9 protein-coding genes are annotated in these 16,194 nt (G+C 61.8%); 3 read left to right on the forward strand and 6 right to left on the reverse strand.

What is annotated here, in order from left to right:
• Nucleotides 1-9 precede the first annotated feature (9 nt).
• Nucleotides 10-378: an Hpt domain-containing protein gene (locus ACQZ5G_RS03280; RefSeq protein WP_020810827.1), complete on the reverse strand. Its 369-nt coding sequence runs from the start codon at nucleotides 376-378 to the stop codon at nucleotides 10-12.
• Between the two features lie 479 nt (nucleotides 379-857).
• Between ACQZ5G_RS03280 and ACQZ5G_RS03285 the strand changes: the two genes are divergently transcribed.
• On the forward strand, nucleotides 858-7,211 hold the full coding sequence (locus tag ACQZ5G_RS03285; RefSeq protein WP_448736974.1) for an apolipoprotein A-IV repeat region-like domain-containing protein: 6,354 nt from the start codon (nucleotides 858-860) through the stop codon (nucleotides 7,209-7,211).
• A gap of 113 nt (nucleotides 7,212-7,324) precedes the next feature.
• Here the strand turns inward: ACQZ5G_RS03285 and ACQZ5G_RS03290 are convergent, their stop codons facing one another.
• Complete coding sequence (locus ACQZ5G_RS03290) at nucleotides 7,325-8,242, reverse strand: PhzF family phenazine biosynthesis protein (RefSeq protein WP_065653944.1); 918 nt, start codon at nucleotides 8,240-8,242, stop codon at nucleotides 7,325-7,327.
• 304 nt (nucleotides 8,243-8,546) lie between these two features.
• On the opposite strand from ACQZ5G_RS03290, the gene ACQZ5G_RS03295 reads away from it, so the two are divergent.
• Together ACQZ5G_RS03295 and ACQZ5G_RS03300 are read left to right on the forward strand one after the other, a co-directional pair.
• A complete protein-coding gene (locus tag ACQZ5G_RS03295) occupies nucleotides 8,547-9,320 on the forward strand; it encodes an NAD kinase (protein WP_020810264.1) in 774 nt (257 codons plus the stop codon).
• Between the two features lie 21 nt (nucleotides 9,321-9,341).
• Complete coding sequence (locus ACQZ5G_RS03300; RefSeq protein WP_448736975.1) at nucleotides 9,342-9,842, forward strand: hypothetical protein; 501 nt, start codon at nucleotides 9,342-9,344, stop codon at nucleotides 9,840-9,842.
• 27 nt (nucleotides 9,843-9,869) lie between these two features.
• On the opposite strand, the gene ACQZ5G_RS03305 is transcribed toward ACQZ5G_RS03300, so the two are convergent.
• From ACQZ5G_RS03305 to ACQZ5G_RS03320, 4 genes are all read right to left on the reverse strand, one after another.
• A complete protein-coding gene (locus ACQZ5G_RS03305) occupies nucleotides 9,870-10,340 on the reverse strand; it encodes a cysteine hydrolase family protein (protein ID WP_080852169.1) in 471 nt (156 codons plus the stop codon).
• 75 nt (nucleotides 10,341-10,415) lie between these two features.
• A protein-coding gene (gene prfB, locus ACQZ5G_RS03310) for a peptide chain release factor 2 (protein ID WP_170985729.1) occupies nucleotides 10,416-11,547 on the reverse strand; the annotation gives its coding sequence in 2 pieces (ribosomal slippage) (nucleotides 10,416-11,477 and nucleotides 11,479-11,547; 1,131 coding nt in all).
• A gap of 98 nt (nucleotides 11,548-11,645) precedes the next feature.
• A complete protein-coding gene (locus tag ACQZ5G_RS03315) occupies nucleotides 11,646-14,093 on the reverse strand; it encodes a penicillin-binding protein 1A (protein WP_080852171.1) in 2,448 nt (815 codons plus the stop codon).
• A 328-nt stretch (nucleotides 14,094-14,421) separates the two neighbouring features.
• A complete protein-coding gene (locus tag ACQZ5G_RS03320) occupies nucleotides 14,422-15,681 on the reverse strand; it encodes an N-acetylmuramoyl-L-alanine amidase (protein ID WP_448737076.1) in 1,260 nt (419 codons plus the stop codon).
• Nucleotides 15,682-16,194 lie beyond the last annotated feature (513 nt).

Genomic DNA, 16,194 nt, shown 5'->3' on the forward strand with positions numbered 1-16,194 from the left:
CGTTACGCGTCAGCGGCAGAGCTTGAGGATGAAATTTTCGGCCTCGACAATGGTCGCCGCGAGTTTTGCGATCGCCGCGCTGTCATTGCCCTTATCCTCCACCACGGCTGCGGCTGCGGAAACGGCCGAGGCGCCGACGGCCTGCGCAGACCCCTTCAACCGATGGGCCGTCGCCATGACCGCCTTGTCGTCGGCGCCCGCCATTTCATGCAGGGCGGCGCGGGCGTTGCGGCTGAAGAGTTGCAGCACTTCGATCTCCAGATCCTTGTCGCCCATCGTCTGCCGGGCGAGATGATCGAAATCGATCGGTTTTTTACCGGCGGCGGGCGCACCGCCGCAATTGTCGGGAGCTTCGAACGCAATACTGACCGCTGCCATGGCTGAAATTCCTGTCTCGCCGTTTCCTGTTTCGTGTCACATCTGTGTCGTATTCACGCATCCGGGCCGCTGCTATCGGCTTAAATTACGGCGTGACGCGGGCGAAAATCTTCTGCTATGGTTAATTTATGTTAAACTTATGCGAAACAAGGCGTTCAGCGTGAAACTCAGGTTTAAAAACTGTTAAAAAGCCGACACTTCGCCACCGCCGCAAATCCGCATTAATTGTTTCGAACACCTAAATGTGTCACTACGGTACTGCCGTTCCCACGAGGCTTAAGCTCAAGCTTTGTTATTGCGGCACAGTGATGTAATTTCGCCCGAAAGCTGGACCACCAGCAATTCGGGATTTGGTAAATGGCGGAATTGTTCTCTCTTTAAGGGATAATGTTCCGCTGGCATGATGGCGGCAGTCCGCTTGCGGAACGCAAGTGGTCAACGGCATGAAGCCGGGCGTATGTGTAACGAGGCGTAACCGCATGGCGAATAACAAGATCAGCGACTCTGTCGACGAGACTGCATTTCAGGCGTTGGAAGACGCCCTGCAGCTTGGTGCTTTCGAAGAAAAGCCGGAGACGCGGAAAACTGCAGCGCCGAAGCAGCCGGAGGCCAGATTGAAGGAAGCAAGCAGACAGACCCCTGCTCCCGAGGCCGCCCGCGCGCCCGCCGAACAGACGCCAAGGTCGCCCAATCTCGAAGCGGCCAATGACGGCTCCAAGCGCAGCCCGGCCATGATCCTCAAATCGCTGGAAGGCGGCTCCATCGGCGGCGCGCTGCGCAACGCCACGATCATGTCGGTCATCTGGGCGCTCGGCGGTCTTGGCATCGCACATCTTCTTTATGGCAACGCGCTGTGGAACATCGCCTCGCTGGCCGATCTCACCGCGATCCCCGGCCTGATGGCGATAGTCGTCGGCATCCTCGTTCCCATCATGCTGTTCTTCGCCTTTGCGATCATGATGGCGCGTGCCCGCGATCTGCGGAATGCCGCCCGCTCCATGGCCGAAGTCGCCCTTCGCCTTGCGGAACCGGAAACCGTGGCATCCGACCGCATCATGTCGGTCGGCCAGGCGGTTCGCCGTGAAGTCTCGGCCATGAATGACGGTATCGAGCGCACAATCGCCCGCGCAACGGAACTCGAGACCCTCGTGCATTCCGAGGTCAACGCGCTTGAGCGCAGCTATGCCGACAATGAACTGCGCGTGCGCAGCCTCGTTCAGGAATTGACCGCAGAGCGTGACGCCATCGTCAACCACGCCGAGCGCATCCGTTCCTCCATCGTCGGCGCGCAGGAACAGATCAAAGAAGAGCTTTCCATCGTCGGCGAAGAGCTTTCGATGCGGATCGCCACGACCGGCGAGGCCTTCGCCTCGATGATCGACACCCGCTCGGCCGCGCTTTTGGAGAAATCGCGCGCCTCGACCGAAGCGATGGGCAGCCTGATCGCCGCCAAGACCGAAAATCTGCTTCAGGCGTTGAATTCCTCCGGCGCGACGCTGTCCAACGAATTCGATATGCGCCTGCACAACCTCACTTCGACGCTGGATGAGCGCGGTGAAGTCCTGCTCGAGCGTTTCGCGATCCATGCCTCGACGCTGGATAGCGGTGCGGAAAGCCTCAACAGCGCGCTTGAAGAGCGCACCCGCCAGCTCAACGAAACGCTGTCCACGCGTACGCTCGAACTCAACCGCAATATCGATCGCGGCCAGCAGATCATCGGCGGTTCGCTGGATACCGTGCTCGACAAGCTGTCCACGACGCTTGAGGAAAAGGGTCTCTCCTTCCGCCAGAGCCTGCAGAGCACGGCGGACGATGCGATCATGGATCTCGATCTTCGCTCCGGCCTCTACGAGGAGCGGATGCAGGCGACGGTCGGCCAGGTCAACTCTGCCTTCGACGAGCATGTCGCGCAGTTCGCCAGCGCCTTCGACCAGCGCGCCGGCAGCCTCGACAGCAAGCTGATGGAAAGCCTCGCCCGCATCAACGAGACCGTTGCCGGCGGCTCCGAAGCGCTCGACACCATGCTGAGCGCCGGTCTGGAGCGCATCGGCACCACCATGACCGATCAATCGCTGGCGCTCGCAACCGCGCTCGGCACGGGTCAGGAAATGCTCGAAAGCGCGCTTGAAAGCCGGACGCAGGCCTTCAGCGACGCAATCGGCCAGCGTACCGCCGAAATCACCGATGCCTTCACCAGTTCGCACGAGAAGATCGACGCCGTGCTGGCGGAACGCAGCAATGCCCTGTTCGGCGCGCTTTCGGCCAGCCAGAACCGTTTCGATGAAGCGCTCGCCAGCCGTTCGATGGCGATTACCGGCTCCGTCTCCGGCACGGCCGAACGTCTCGCCGCCATGCTCGACGAACGTGCCGCCGCGATCAACAACGTCGTCGCCGATGTCGAGCGCCGTCTTGCCGAAACGCTCGAAACCCGGGCGGCGGCCATCACCGGCGCGGTTTCCGGCATCGAGGACCGCATTTCCGACACGCTGGAAAGCCGCACGGCTGCCCTGCACGACGTCGTCTCCGGCGCGGAGAGCCGTATCGCCGATACGCTTGACGGCCGCACGGCCGCGCTTTCCAGCGCCATTTCCGGCGTCGAGGAACGTATTGCCGACACGATGGACAGCCGCACGCTGTCGCTCGACATGACCTTTGCCAATGTCGAGGAAAGACTTTCCGAGACGCTCGACAACCGCACCTCTGCCCTTACCGGCATTGTCGCAAGTGCTGAGGAAAAGATTGCCGGCGCGCTCGACAGCCGCACGGCCACCTTCGGAGAGGTAGTCGCCGGTGCTGAAACCCGCATCGCGGAAACGCTGGATGGCCGCACCGCAGCCCTCAACGCCGTTGTCTCCGGTGCCGAAGAACGCATCGCCGATGCGCTCGACAGCCGTACCATGGCGCTCGACATGGCATTCTCCGGCGCGGAAGAAAAAATCACCGAAGCGCTCGACACCCGCACCGCAGCCCTTGGCGAACTGGTGGCCGGCGCCGAGACCCGCATCGCCGGGGCGCTCGACAGCCGAACCGAGTCGCTGAAGACCGTCGTTTCCGGGGCGGAAGAGCGGATCACCGATGTGCTCGACAGCCGCACCATGGCGCTCGATATGAGCTTCTCCGGTGTCGAGGAAAAGATCGCCGATATTCTCGACGGTCGCACCACAGCCCTGCAGAATGCCGTTTCCGGCGTCGAAGATCGCATTGCCGGCGCGCTCGACAGCCGCACTGCGGCCCTCTCGGGCATCGTCTCCGGTGCGGAGGAGCGCATCGCGGATGCGCTCGACAGCCGCACCATGGCGCTCGACATGGCGATTTCCGGCGTCGAGGACCGTATTGCCGAGGCCATGGATGCCAGAGCATCGTCGCTTTCGCTTGCCGCAGCCGGCGTCGGCCAGCGTCTCGAAGCCACCGCATTCACGCTTGAAAATGCGCTTGCCAGCGGCCATGAGCGGCTCGAAACCATGCTCGGTTCGCAGGCTGAACGTATTGCCGGATCGCTGGAGCGCAATAGCGGCCTGATCGAGCAGAGCGTCTCGGGTGCGGCCAACCGCATCGAAAGCGTTGTCGAAGACGGCAGCATCCGTTTTGCCCAGACGGTGGAAGAAGGCGTGTCCCGCCTCGAAAGCAATCTGTCGCAATCGCATGAGGATATTCGCACCGCGCTCGATCAGCGCCAGGCGGATCTTGCCGCGACGCTCAGCTCCGCCACGACCCAGATGGGCGACATGCTCTCCGAACAGGCGATGATGATCGGCACCACGGTCGCGTCCAGCGCCAGCATGCTCGAACTGTCGCTCGAAACCCAGCAGGAAACGCTGCAGAAGGCGATCGACGGCAGCGCGCAGACGCTGGAAGAGCGCCTGCGCAACAGCGCCGGTGACATCGCCGTCAAGATCGGCGAGGCTGCCCGCGAAATCGGCGGCGCGACGGATGCCCTGTCCTCGAAAATCGAGACCTCCATCGGCAACGTCACCACCCGTCTCGACGAGACCGGTGCCCGTATCGAGACCTCGCTCGATACGCTGCAGGCACGCGTCGGCGGCGATCTCGCCAATGTAAACACCTCTATCGAGGATGCCGGCCGCCGCTTTGCCGAAGCGCTGGAAGACAAGACGGCTGTGTTCGCCCGCGCCAGCGACGAGGCGGCCGAGCGTATCACGGGCATTCTGGACGAACAGACCACGCGTGTCGCAGACACGTTCGAAAACCGGACCAGCCGCCTGGCAGAGACCTTTGATACCGGCACTGCCCGTATCGATGAACGCCTCGGCACCATGGACCGGGCGTTGACCATCGGTCTTGAAAACGTCAACCGCACCATTGAAGGCAAGGCGAGCGATCTCGCCGTCAGCCTGCGCGGCGCGGTCACCTCTGCCACCCAGAGCATCGGCGAAGAAGCCGTGCGCTCCACCTCCCTTCTCGCCAAGTCCGGTTCGGAATTCGCCGAACAGGTGCAGGCGCAGAACGAGGCCTTCACCAAGGCCATCGAGGAACGCTCCGGCGAGATCGTCAACCGCATTTCGGATGCCCAGACCCGTCTTTCCGGTCAAGCCGCCGCCGTCGCTCAGACCTTCTCCGAGGCGGGCAACATCATCGTCAACAAGGTTGCCGAGGCTGAAGCCGTCGTCCGCTCTCAGGTCGGCGTGATCTCCGAGACGCTCACCGGTGTCGAATCCGCCCTCGACGCCCGCGGCGAATCCATCCGCTCGGCGCTGGACAACCGCACCCGCGAACTCAACTCGATGCTGGCCAGCCGCTCCGCCGAGCTTTCGCGCCTGATCGAGGAGAAAGCCAAGCCTGTCGTCGACGAATATGCCACCATCGGCCGCGAAGCCGCCGAGAAGATCGTTTCCGCAGCCCAGCAGAGCGCAGACCTTCTGTCGCAGAGCAACAGCGGTATGGTCGGGATGGTGGAACAGGCGATCAGCGACTATGCCGCTGCCGGAACGGATGCGGCAAGTAAGCTCGTCGCGGCCACCCGCCAGAGCACCGACATGCTGTCGGAGACGCATACGGCCATGGCGGACGCCGTCGAACAGGGCATCGACAAATATGCCCGCGCCGGCAGCGATGCGGCCAACAAGCTGGTCGCCGCCACCCGCCAGAGCACGGATATGCTGTCGCAGACGCATAACAGCATGGCGGAAATCGTCGAACAGTCGGCAACCAACTTCAACTCTGCCGTCGAGCGCGCCGCACAGGGCTTCGGCGCGGCAGACGAGGCATTGAACGCCTCGGCGACCCGCTTCTCCGAATCCGCGTCGCAGGCCGCCGACATGGTGTCCAGCTCCAGCCGTCTGCTCGAAGGAAAGATCGACCGCCTGTCGAATATTTCCGGCCAGACGCTGGCGCAGGTTGCCGGCATCGTCGGCCGTTTCGAGGAACATTCGAAGGTGCTGAGCCAGGCTTCCGAGCTTCTCAATGCCGCACAGTCGAGCCTCGTCGGCACGCTGGAGGAGCGCCAGGACGCGCTGCGCAGCCTGTCGGTCGGCCTCGTCAAGCGTTCCGAGGAAATCGAAAGCGCCATGCGCAATGTCATCGGCGTGGTGGAAACCACGCTCAACGAGGCCGAGGAGCGTTCGCAGAACGTCGCCGGCAATCTGCGCGACAATCTGCAGGCCTCCTTCTCCGATATAGGCCGTTCGCTCGATGAGACCGAACAGCGCGCCCGCTCGGCGGCACAGACCATGCGGGGCGCCCTGCTCTCCGCCGGTCAGGATGCCAGCCGCTCGATTGAAAGCACGCTGTCCGACGCGCAGAAATATTCCGACGAGCTGGTCAACCGCCTGCGTGGCGGTGTCGAATCCTCGCTTTCGGAAGTCGACAATCTTCTCGGCAGCGCCTCGGAAAAATCGAATGCCGCCGCAGCCAGCCTCAAGGAGACGCTGCGTCAGGCGGTGGAAGAAGCGGTCAGCCGCTTCGCCGGCGCAACGGACGAAATCCGCCGCTCAAGCCACGATATCCGTCGCGAACTGGATGCGACCCGCGCGGAACTGAAGCGCGGCGCCTTCGACCTGCCGGAAGAGGCCAAGGAAAGCGCTGCCGCCATGCGCCGCGCCGTTTCCGAACAGATCAAGGCCCTGCAGGATATTTCCCAGCTCGTTGGTCGTTCGACCCACCAGATGGAAGTCTCCGAACCGGTCGCCCGCGCCATCGCCGCAACCCAGCCGGCGGCCGAGCGCCGTGTCGAGGCGCGTCCGCAGCCGGCAGCCCCGGCTCCGGCTCAGCAGCAGCGCCCGGCCCAGCCGCAGCCTGCTCCCGCACCGGCCGCATTGCGCGGCACCCTGCCGCTTGAGAACCGTCAGGTCGAGAACCGTCAGGCGCCTGCCCCGGCCCAGCCGGGTGCTCCGGCCGGACGCCGCGAAGAAGGCGGCGGCTGGATCAGCGATTTGCTGCGCGGCGCATCACAGGAAACGCCAGCGGCGTCCGCACCTCGCTCCGGCGCGGAACAGCAGCCGACCCGTGCGGCCGATACCCGCAATCCGCGCCACATGGTGGAATCGCTGAACTCGCTCTCGGTCGACATCGCCCGCGCCATCGATCACGACGCCTCCGTGGAGCTGTGGCGGCGCTACCAGCGCGGCGAGCGCGACGTCTTCACCCGTCGCCTCTACACGCTGAAGGGTCAGACCACCTTCGACGAAATCAAGCGCAAATATGAGCGGGAAGCGGAATTCCGCACCGCCGTGGACCGCTACATCACCGATTTCGAGAAGCTGCTTGCCGACGTGGCCCGCACCGACCGCGACCGGAGTGTTACCCAGTCCTACCTCACCTCCGATACCGGCAAGGTCTATACGATGCTTGCCCATGCGGCGGGCCGGTTCAACTGAGCCGATTGACGCTGAAATGACAAAACCCCGGTCAAGACCGGGGTTTTTCTTTTGGCTCTGCTCGCTGTTTCATCGCTCCTCGAAGACATCGAACTGAGCGGGTGACGCTGAAATCAAATCTCGAACGTGCCCGAGGCAACGCGCACCGCGTGGCCGCCGATGCGGGCGCGGGCGATTTCGCCGTCCTTGACGTCCATACGCAGGTGGATATGGGACGGTCGTTCCATCTCCACGCCCTGCTCGATCAGCAGCGGATAATGGCCGTCGGTCAGGCCGTCGAAATGGTGGATGGCGCCGGAAAGGGCAGCGGCGGCGGAACCGGTGGCGGGATCTTCCGAAATGCCCATATCCGGAGAGAACATGCGGGCGTGGAACTTCGCAGCGTGATTGACGCCCCCGCGACAGTAGATATAGGCCGCCGTCAGGCGCCCTTCGACCAGCGGCGCGGTGCGCAGCCAAAGATTGGCATCGAAATCCATGTCCCTGATGGCGGCGATATTGTGCAGCGGGACGATGAGGAACGGCACCCCCGCCGTCCAGATCGACGGTACATGGTTTTCAAAGCCGAGATGCGCCTCACTGACGCCCAATGCATCGGCAAGCGCGGTGTGATCGAGCGGTAGTTCCACGCGCGACGATTTGCGCGGCAGGTCGAATTCCGCGAAGCTGACTGCGCCGGCACGCATCTTCACCGCGCAACGCACCGGACCCACCTGCTCTTCCAGCACGCAGACCATATCGATATCGTCATCGCCCTCGCCGCGATTTCGTTCGGCAATGGCCACCGCCGCGCCGACTGTCGGATGGCCTGCGAAGGGCAATTCACCCGAGGGCGTGAAGATGCGCAGCGAAGCCGCATGGGCCGGATTGCTGGACCGATTGACGAAAACCGTCTCGGAGAGGTTCATCTCCCGCGCGATCGCCTGCATCGTGGCCTGGGGAAGATCATCGGCGTCATACATGACCGCCAGCGGGTTTCCCGCCATTTTCGTCTCGGTAAAGACATCGTAGATATCGTAGTTCAGCGCCACATCCGTCTCCTGCCACTCGTCATTCCGACTGCCCTGGCAAACTGCATCAGGCCGTCCCGCATCGCAACCCTTGTCGGCGGGCGTAAATCAAGAAGCTGTGGACCGGAGCGGTGCAGTCCGCCGCCAGGGAACGGCTGCGTCTTCGAAAGGCCTTGTCGCCAGCCGCCGTCTTCATGTACCAAGGGTGCGTCTGGCGGCTTGTTATCGACCTTCCTGTTGAGGTTTGAAGATTTCGAGCCGCTTCAACGGGTTACAGCGCCTTGCGTGGACGGGTTCCGGTCTGCGCCGTTGTCGAGGGAAGCGGATGTCGCATTCTACCTATTCACTGTCCTTCGTCGCCTCCGCAACCGAGGAGGCCCAGACGGCGCTGAAAGAGCTGAAAGGCATATACGGCGATACGCCGTTCGAAGAGGCGGAGGTGATCGTCGCGCTCGGCGGCGATGGCTTCATGCTGCAGATTCTCAACGAGACGATGAATTCCGGCAAGCGTGTCTATGGCATGAACCGGGGATCCGTCGGCTTCCTGATGAATGACTACCGGGTGGACGGCCTGCTGGAGCGCATCGCGGTGGCGAGCGGCAATGATTTCCATCCCCTGCGCATGACGACGACGGATTCCGACGGCGACGAGTTTACGGCACTCGCCATGAACGAGGTCAGCCTGTTTCGCCAGTCGCATCAGGCCGCCAAGCTTCGTGTGGAGGTGGACGGCAAGGTGCGGCTTGAAGAATTGATCTGCGACGGCATGATGGTGGCGACGCCGGCAGGGTCGACAGCCTACAATTTCTCCGCCCATGGACCCATCCTGCCGCTGGAATCGCCGCTGCTTGCGCTCACCCCGGTCAGCGCTTTCCGGCCGCGGCGCTGGCGCGGCGCACTTTTGCCGAATAAGGTAACGGTCGATATTCATGTTCTCGAACGCGACAAGCGCCCGGTGAATGCGGTGGCCGACCACACCGAGGTGAAATCCGTTCGTCACGTTCGGATCGCACAATCGCAGGACAGGACGGCCAGAATTCTCTCGGATCCGGATCGTTCATGGTCGGACCGGGTTCTCGCCGAACAGTTCAACAATTGACGCCCACAATCGACAATGGCCATGCAACTGACAAGACCTATCCTCGCTGCCTTTCTTTTCGCCGCCGCCGTGCTTCCCGCGCGGGCGCAGACGGAAGCGATTGACGCGCTGCCGGTCTCGGCGATCTTCGTCGTCAGCAGCGGCATGTGGGAAGATCGCAATCTTGAACCGGTGAAAGGCCCAGACGGACAGCTGCGGCCGCCGCCTGCCTCGCCCACGCGCGGCTATTACAAGGTCATCGCCATCCGCCAGGGCGACGGCACGGCGAAAATCTACCTGCAACGCATCGTCTTTACCGCCGAAGGGCCGAATCTCCTGGAAAATATCGAGCTGGAAGAATTCAGCCAGATGAAGTCCTATGTCACGGATATTCGTCCCGAAAGCTCGAATGGCGCACCCGCCTCGCCCTGCCTGTTCGTGACCGTCTACCTGAAGACGGACCCGATAGCCAAGGAAGCGGAAAGCTGGACGATCCTGATCGACGAGCTGGGCGAGATGAAGATCGAGAAAGCGTCCAACTGATCGGCCCGATGCGCGGGCCGGGCAAGGTTACGCTTGCAGTGCCTCCGGCCCGGCAAGAACCGCTCCGAAATGATGTTTCCACAATCTCGCCCCGAGTTCACCACTGCGGTCGAGACTGGAGCCCACCGTAAGCCACGGCAACAGCGTGGGATGCAGCCCCGCATCGAAGAGGGCAAAACCGGCAGCCAGCACGCAGGTATCGGCCTGAATGCCGCAGACCAGGACCCTGTCGAGTTTCAGCGACAGAAGATGGTCGATGACCTCCCGGGGTGGCGCATAACCGTGTTTGATGAAAACGCGATCTGCCGCAACAAGCGACTCGTCGTCCCTGCCCGGTTTCCAGCCGAGTTGCCGCTCGAAGGGTGTTACGCTTTCATCATGGCGCTCGACGGTGGCAATGCTGGGCATTGTCAGGGCGAGAGCGGATATTTCCGCCACCAGCGCAGCCGGCGGATTGAAGCTTGGCTGGACGTCGACGATATAAAGCGCCTGTTTCATGCTTGTCCTCCAACGAAAAACCCCTCGCAATGGGTTTGCGAGGGGTAATCTTTTTCAATCGACGCACTTGGCGCGTCAGTCGATATCCGCGACTTCCACATCCGCGCCGCCGCTGATGCGATGCGCGAGGGCCGCTTCCATGAATTCGTTCAGGTCGCCATCCAGCACGTTGCCGGGTGCGGTGCTTTCCACGCCGGTGCGCAGATCCTTGACCAGCTGGTAGGGCTGCAGAACGTAGGAACGGATCTGGTGACCCCAGCCGATATCGGTCTTGGATGCGGCCTGGGCGTTTGCCGCCTCTTCCCGCTTCTGCAGTTCCACCTCGTAGAGGCGGGCGCGCAGCATGTCCCACGCCTTGGCGCGGTTCTTGTGCTGGGAACGCTCCTGCTGGCAGGCAACGGCAATACCGGTCGGAATATGCGTGATACGCACGGCCGAGTCGGTGGTGTTGACGTGCTGGCCGCCTGCGCCGGACGAACGATAGGTATCGATGCGGCAATCGCTCTCGTTGATGTCGATCTGGATCGAATCGTCGACCACCGGATAAACCCAGACGGAAGAGAACGATGTGTGGCGACGCGCATTGCTGTCATAGGGCGAAATACGAACAAGGCGATGCACGCCCGATTCCGTCTTCAGCCAGCCGAAGGCATTGTGGCCCTTGACGAGGATCGTCGCGGACTTGATGCCGGCTTCTTCGCCGTCGTGAACTTCGAGCACCTCGACCTTGAAACCTTCGCGGTCGGCCCAGCGGGTATACATGCGCAGAAGCATGTTCGCCCAGTCCTGGCTTTCGGTGCCGCCGGCGCCGGAATGCACTTCGAGGTAGGTATCGTTGGTATCGGCTTCGCCTGAAAGCATGGCTTCCACCTGACGGCGGTTCGCCTCGCTCTTCAAAGCTTTCAATGCGTCTTCGGCGTCCTTGACGATTTCGTCGTCGCCTTCCATCTCGCCGAGTTCGATCAGCTCGATATTGTCCCTGAGCTGCTGCTCAAGCGCCTTGACGCCATTGATGCTGTCATCCAGCTGCTGGCGTTCGCGCATCAGCTTCTGGGCTTCGGTGGCATCGTTCCAGAGGGTCGGGTCCTCTGCCTTGTTATTCAACCAGTCCAGTCGTCTTATCGCCTGGTCCCAGTCAAAGATGCCTCCTCAGCAGGCTTATGGCCTGCTTGATTTCGTCGACTACGTTCACGATTTCATTGCGCATTTCGCTGGTTCTTCACCTTCATTGAAACTCGTTGCTCAAATAAATGCGGGGGGCGCGGATGTAAAGACCCGCGCCCCCGCCAAACGTCAGGAGTGATATCAATAAAGACCGCCGCCGCCGCCGGTGATGGCCTGCTGCGCCTGCGGCGAGGTCTTCAGAATGTCTTCCTGCGACATGTATCCGTCATCGCCGATGACAGAGAAGGTGGAAGCAGGACCCGTGCCGGGCTTGAAGGCTTCCATGATGGTGTCGGGCTCGCCCTCGACCGCCGCCATGCCGGTCTTGCGGTTGACGGCGACGAAGTTCATGCCGCTCGGTACGATGAACTTGCTCGGCTCCATGTGCTTGGCCGCATCGGAGATGAACTCGCCGAAGATCGGCGCGGACAGCGAGCCACCGGTGCCGCCACGGCCGAGCGGTGCAGGCGAATCGAAGCCGATATAGAGGCCGGCGACCATGTCCGGCGTGTAACCGACGAACCAGGCGTCCTTTTCATCGTTGGTCGTGCCCGTCTTGCCGGCAACCGGCAGATCGACCTTGATCTTGCCCGCCGCCGTGCCGCGCTGCACGACGCCTTCCAGCATCGAGGTCGTCTGATACGCGGTCATCGGGTCGAGAACCTGTTCGCGATTGTCGACGATGACGGGCTCATCCTGGTTCTGCCAGCTGGTGGCGTTGCAGCCCTCGCAGGCGCGCTCCTCATGCCGGAAGATCGTCTTGCCGTAGCGATCCTGAATGCGGTCGATCAGTGTCGGCTTGATCTGCTTACCGCCATTGGCGATGACCGAATAGGCCGAGACCATGCGCATCACGGTCGTTTCACCCGAACCGAGCGACATGGACAGAAGCGGCGGCATCTTGTCGTAGATACCGAAGCGTTCGGCATATTCCGCGACCAGATTCATGCCCATGTCCTGCGCCAGACGCACCGTCATGAGGTTACGGGATTTCTCGATACCGAGACGCAGGGTCGACGGACCGGCGGAACCGCCGCCGTAATTCTGCGGCTTCCAGACCTGATTGCCGGAAACGACCTCGATCGGCGCATCGAGAATGACCGACGCCGGCGTATAGCCGTTATCGAGTGCCGCCGCGTAGATGAACGGCTTGAAGGAGGAGCCCGGCTGGCGCATCGCCTGTGTCGAGCGGTTGAATTCCGACTGCGCATAGGAGAAACCGCCGACCATGGCCAGAACACGGCCGGTATGCGGGTCCATCACCACCATGCCGCCCTGCACTTTCGGCGGCTGGCGCAGGCGGTATTCATTGCCGGAATTGGAAAGCGGCTGTGCATAGATCACATCGCCTGCCGCCACGACGCCGACCGGCGACTTGGCGGTGGCCTTCTTGCCGGTCGCATCGCGGAAAGCCCAGCGCATGTTTTCAGCGGAGATATGGCCGCGCGTGCGCTTGTCGCCATCTTCCGTTTCCGTGTCCGGCTGTACGCCGATATCGACGCCATCGGCAGCGACGGCAAGCACCACAGCGACTTTCCATTCCGGAACGTCGCGCAGGCCCTTGACCTTGGCGAGCGCCGCCGTCCAGTCACCCGCCGTCTCGATCTTTTCGACGGGTCCGCGGAAACCGCGACGCTCATCATATTGCACCAGACCGTCCTGAAGCGCCTTGCGTGCTTCCATCTGGATCTGCGGATCGAAAGAGGTGCGGACCGAGAGCCCGCCTTCGAGAAGCGCTTCCTCGCCGTATTTCTCGACGATCTGGCGGCGAACTTCTTCGGCGAAATAATCGGACGCGAAGATATGCGCGCCACCGCGACGCAGATTGACGCCAAGCGGCTGCTTTTTGGCGTCCGTGGCGTCGGCGACCGTGATGTAGCCGTTTTCGGCCATGCGGTCGATCACCCAGTCGCGGCGCTCGAGAGCCGCCTTTTCGCGGCGGATCGGATGGTAATTGGCCGGCCCCTTCGGCAGCGATGCGAGATAGGCGGTTTCCGCAATCGTCAGTTCCGTCACCGATTTGTTGAAATAGGTGAGCGCCGCGCCGGCAATGCCGTAGGAATTCAGGCCGAAGAAAATCTCGTTGAGATAAAGCTCGAGAATCTTGTCCTTGGAATAGGTCTGCTCGATGCGGAAGGACAGAATGGCTTCCTTGAGCTTGCGGTCGATGGTCTGGTCGTTGGTGAGCAGAAAGTTCTTCGCCACCTGCTGGGTGATGGTGGACGCCCCGACCGGACGGCGGCCGGAGCCGAGATTCTGGATATTGACGAGAATGGCGCGGCCGAGGCCGAAGACATCCACACCCGGATGGTTGTAGAAATTCTTGTCTTCCGCCGAAAGGAAGGCCGCCTTCACCCGGTCGGGAATGGCCTGGATCGGCAGGAACAGGCGTTTTTCATGCGCATATTCCGCCATCAACGCGCCGTTGCCGGCATGCACGCGGGTCGTCACCGGCGGCTCATAGGTGCTCAAAACTGCGTAATCCGGCAGGTCCTTCGTCACGCCGTGCAAATAAATCGCACCGGCGGCGGCGGCGCACAGGAAGAGCACGCTGGCCAAGCCGAAAAAATATCCAATCAGTCTGATCATACCAAGCTACCGATAATTCGAATCGTAACCATCAACGCCCGACGATATACGGGCGCATCCTTGCATATCGCGTGCCGTTTTGCACACCATACCTTCGATGACAAGCCGGATACGGCAGCATTCGCTGATATGTTACCGGGCGGCAGGCCCGCAATCGCGCTGCGGACGCTTTGCGGATCGCCACCGAATCCACTTTCCGAGTAACGCGGCGAATGTGAGTAAAATAGGGCTTCGCCTTCGTAATCGTCCGCAAGACCCAAGAATTGAACAGCTTTTCGGCGGTCAATGGCAGCGCGGCAACAGCATTGCCGCTCGGCCGGCTGCCCTCTCAGCCGCCATTTGCCATGGCCTTGGCGCGGTATCGCCCAACGGCGGTTGCCAGCGTATCGGCCACCTTCTTGCGCCATTCCCCATCGAGAAGCAGCTTTTCGTCTTCCGGATTGGAGAGGAAACCGAGTTCCAGCAGCACCGACGGCACATCGTGCGCGCGCAGCACCATGAAACCGGCGTAACGGTGCGGATTGTTGATGAGCCCAACCTGCCCCTCAAAGGAGGAGACGATGTTTTCAGCCAGCGTCACCGAAAAGGCCTGCGTTTCACGGCGGGTGAAATCGAGAAGAATATCGGCGACTTCCGGCGGCTCGCTGGAGGCAGCGACGCCCGCGATCTGGTCGGACTTGTTTTCGCGCTCCGCCAGTTCCTGCGCCTGCCGGTCCGATGCCCGGTCCGACAAGGTATAGACGGTCGCGCCCCGGATGCCCTTTTGCTTCAACGTATCCGCATGAAGGGAAATAAAGAGATTGGCATTGTTCTGGCGGGCGATGGTCACCCGTTCCGACAAGGCGAGAAAGGTATCGGAATCGCGCGTCAGGAAAGCCTTGATGCCGGGTTCGCGGTTCAGCCGCTCGGCAAGTTCCCTGGCGAAAGTCAGCGTGATGACCTTTTCCTCGGTGCCCGTGGTGCCGCCGGTGGCGCCGGCATCGATGCCGCCATGGCCGGCATCGACCGCGATGACGAATTCCGCTGGCCGCGACGTCTTGTCATCCGGCGTGATCGCGGCAGTCGTCACCGGGGCCGGCGCCTGCCACTGCTGATCCTTCACCAGTTCCGCGAACTTGCCCTTGGTGGTGATTTCCGTATCGAGCACGAAATGGAAAGATTGGCCATTATCGGTCTTTTTGGTTTCGGCAACCGCCACCTGAACCGGCTTTTTCGCCGTCAGCACGATGCGGGCGCTGTTCTGCCCCATGCTGCCGAAACGGATATCCGAAAAAAGACCGGTCGGCTTCAGGTCGGATGCGGGAAAGCTGAAATTCACCGCCGGAAAGTCCACAACGATGCGGGCGGGCGAATCGAGATAGTGAACGTCGAATTCCGGCTCTTCGGCGAAGTCGAGAACGATGCGCGTGCGCGCCTCATCGCCGATGATCCGCGCCTGATGGACGACGAGCGGCTCCACGGCATGGGCTGCCGGCGCGGCGGAAACAGAGGCGACGACGGAAAATGCCAGAGCCGCCGCAAGCCGCGCGATTCGCGCGCCAAGCCGCCCTCTCCCACCGAATATCGCTGCGTTGCGCGTGAAATTCATGGTCTTCAAGAAATTCCGTATTTCAGTCATTTTCGATAAACGGCGAGGAAAAACGCCGGTAACGGTGCCGTTTCAACCACGCCGTACGATAGTTTGCGCGTTTGCGCCCCACAATCGCAGGCCTTGGTGAACCAATTGTTAACCCGGAAATTCCACCAATAATATGGCATATTTAGCCAGCCTATTGCTATTATGACAGAGAAAACATACAACACGGATGAGGGTTAAAAGTGTTGACGGGATAGATGCCCGCCGGCTGCCAATCGAAAAAGACGCTGGCGCTGCAAATCGGGCAATCATCTGCCGTCGTTACATTTATCCTGAAACTCGATCAATTCCGGCCGTGGCCGGAGACCTACCCGGTGGCGCTGCCACCGCCGCTCTGAGGAGAGCAAATTCATCGGATCCCAAGGGGTCTATATATTATTGTCGTTCCGCCTGGCCAATGATGTCGCAGCAGTTTTCACATGAACCGGATACCAGGAGCAGGCCAAGCGCCTCGCCGTCGGTCCG

It is taken from the genome of Agrobacterium sp. 22-214-1 (assembly GCF_053522465.1).

Excerpts from the sequence above, each read along its gene's own strand:
- ACQZ5G_RS03295 (WP_020810264.1), top strand. The coding sequence starts at position 8,547 with ATGTCGCATTCTACCTATTCACTGTCCTTCGTCGCCTCCGCAACCGAG.
- ACQZ5G_RS03305 (WP_080852169.1), bottom strand. The coding sequence starts at position 10,340 with ATGAAACAGGCGCTTTATATCGTCGACGTCCAGCCAAGCTTCAATCCG.
- ACQZ5G_RS03320 (WP_448737076.1), bottom strand. The coding sequence starts at position 15,681 with ATGAATTTCACGCGCAACGCAGCGATATTCGGTGGGAGAGGGCGGCTT.
- ACQZ5G_RS03300 (WP_448736975.1), top strand. The coding sequence starts at position 9,342 with ATGCAACTGACAAGACCTATCCTCGCTGCCTTTCTTTTCGCCGCCGCC.
- ACQZ5G_RS03315 (WP_080852171.1), bottom strand. The coding sequence starts at position 14,093 with ATGATCAGACTGATTGGATATTTTTTCGGCTTGGCCAGCGTGCTCTTC.
- ACQZ5G_RS03285 (WP_448736974.1), top strand. The coding sequence starts at position 858 with ATGGCGAATAACAAGATCAGCGACTCTGTCGACGAGACTGCATTTCAG.
- ACQZ5G_RS03280 (WP_020810827.1), bottom strand. The coding sequence starts at position 378 with ATGGCAGCGGTCAGTATTGCGTTCGAAGCTCCCGACAATTGCGGCGGT.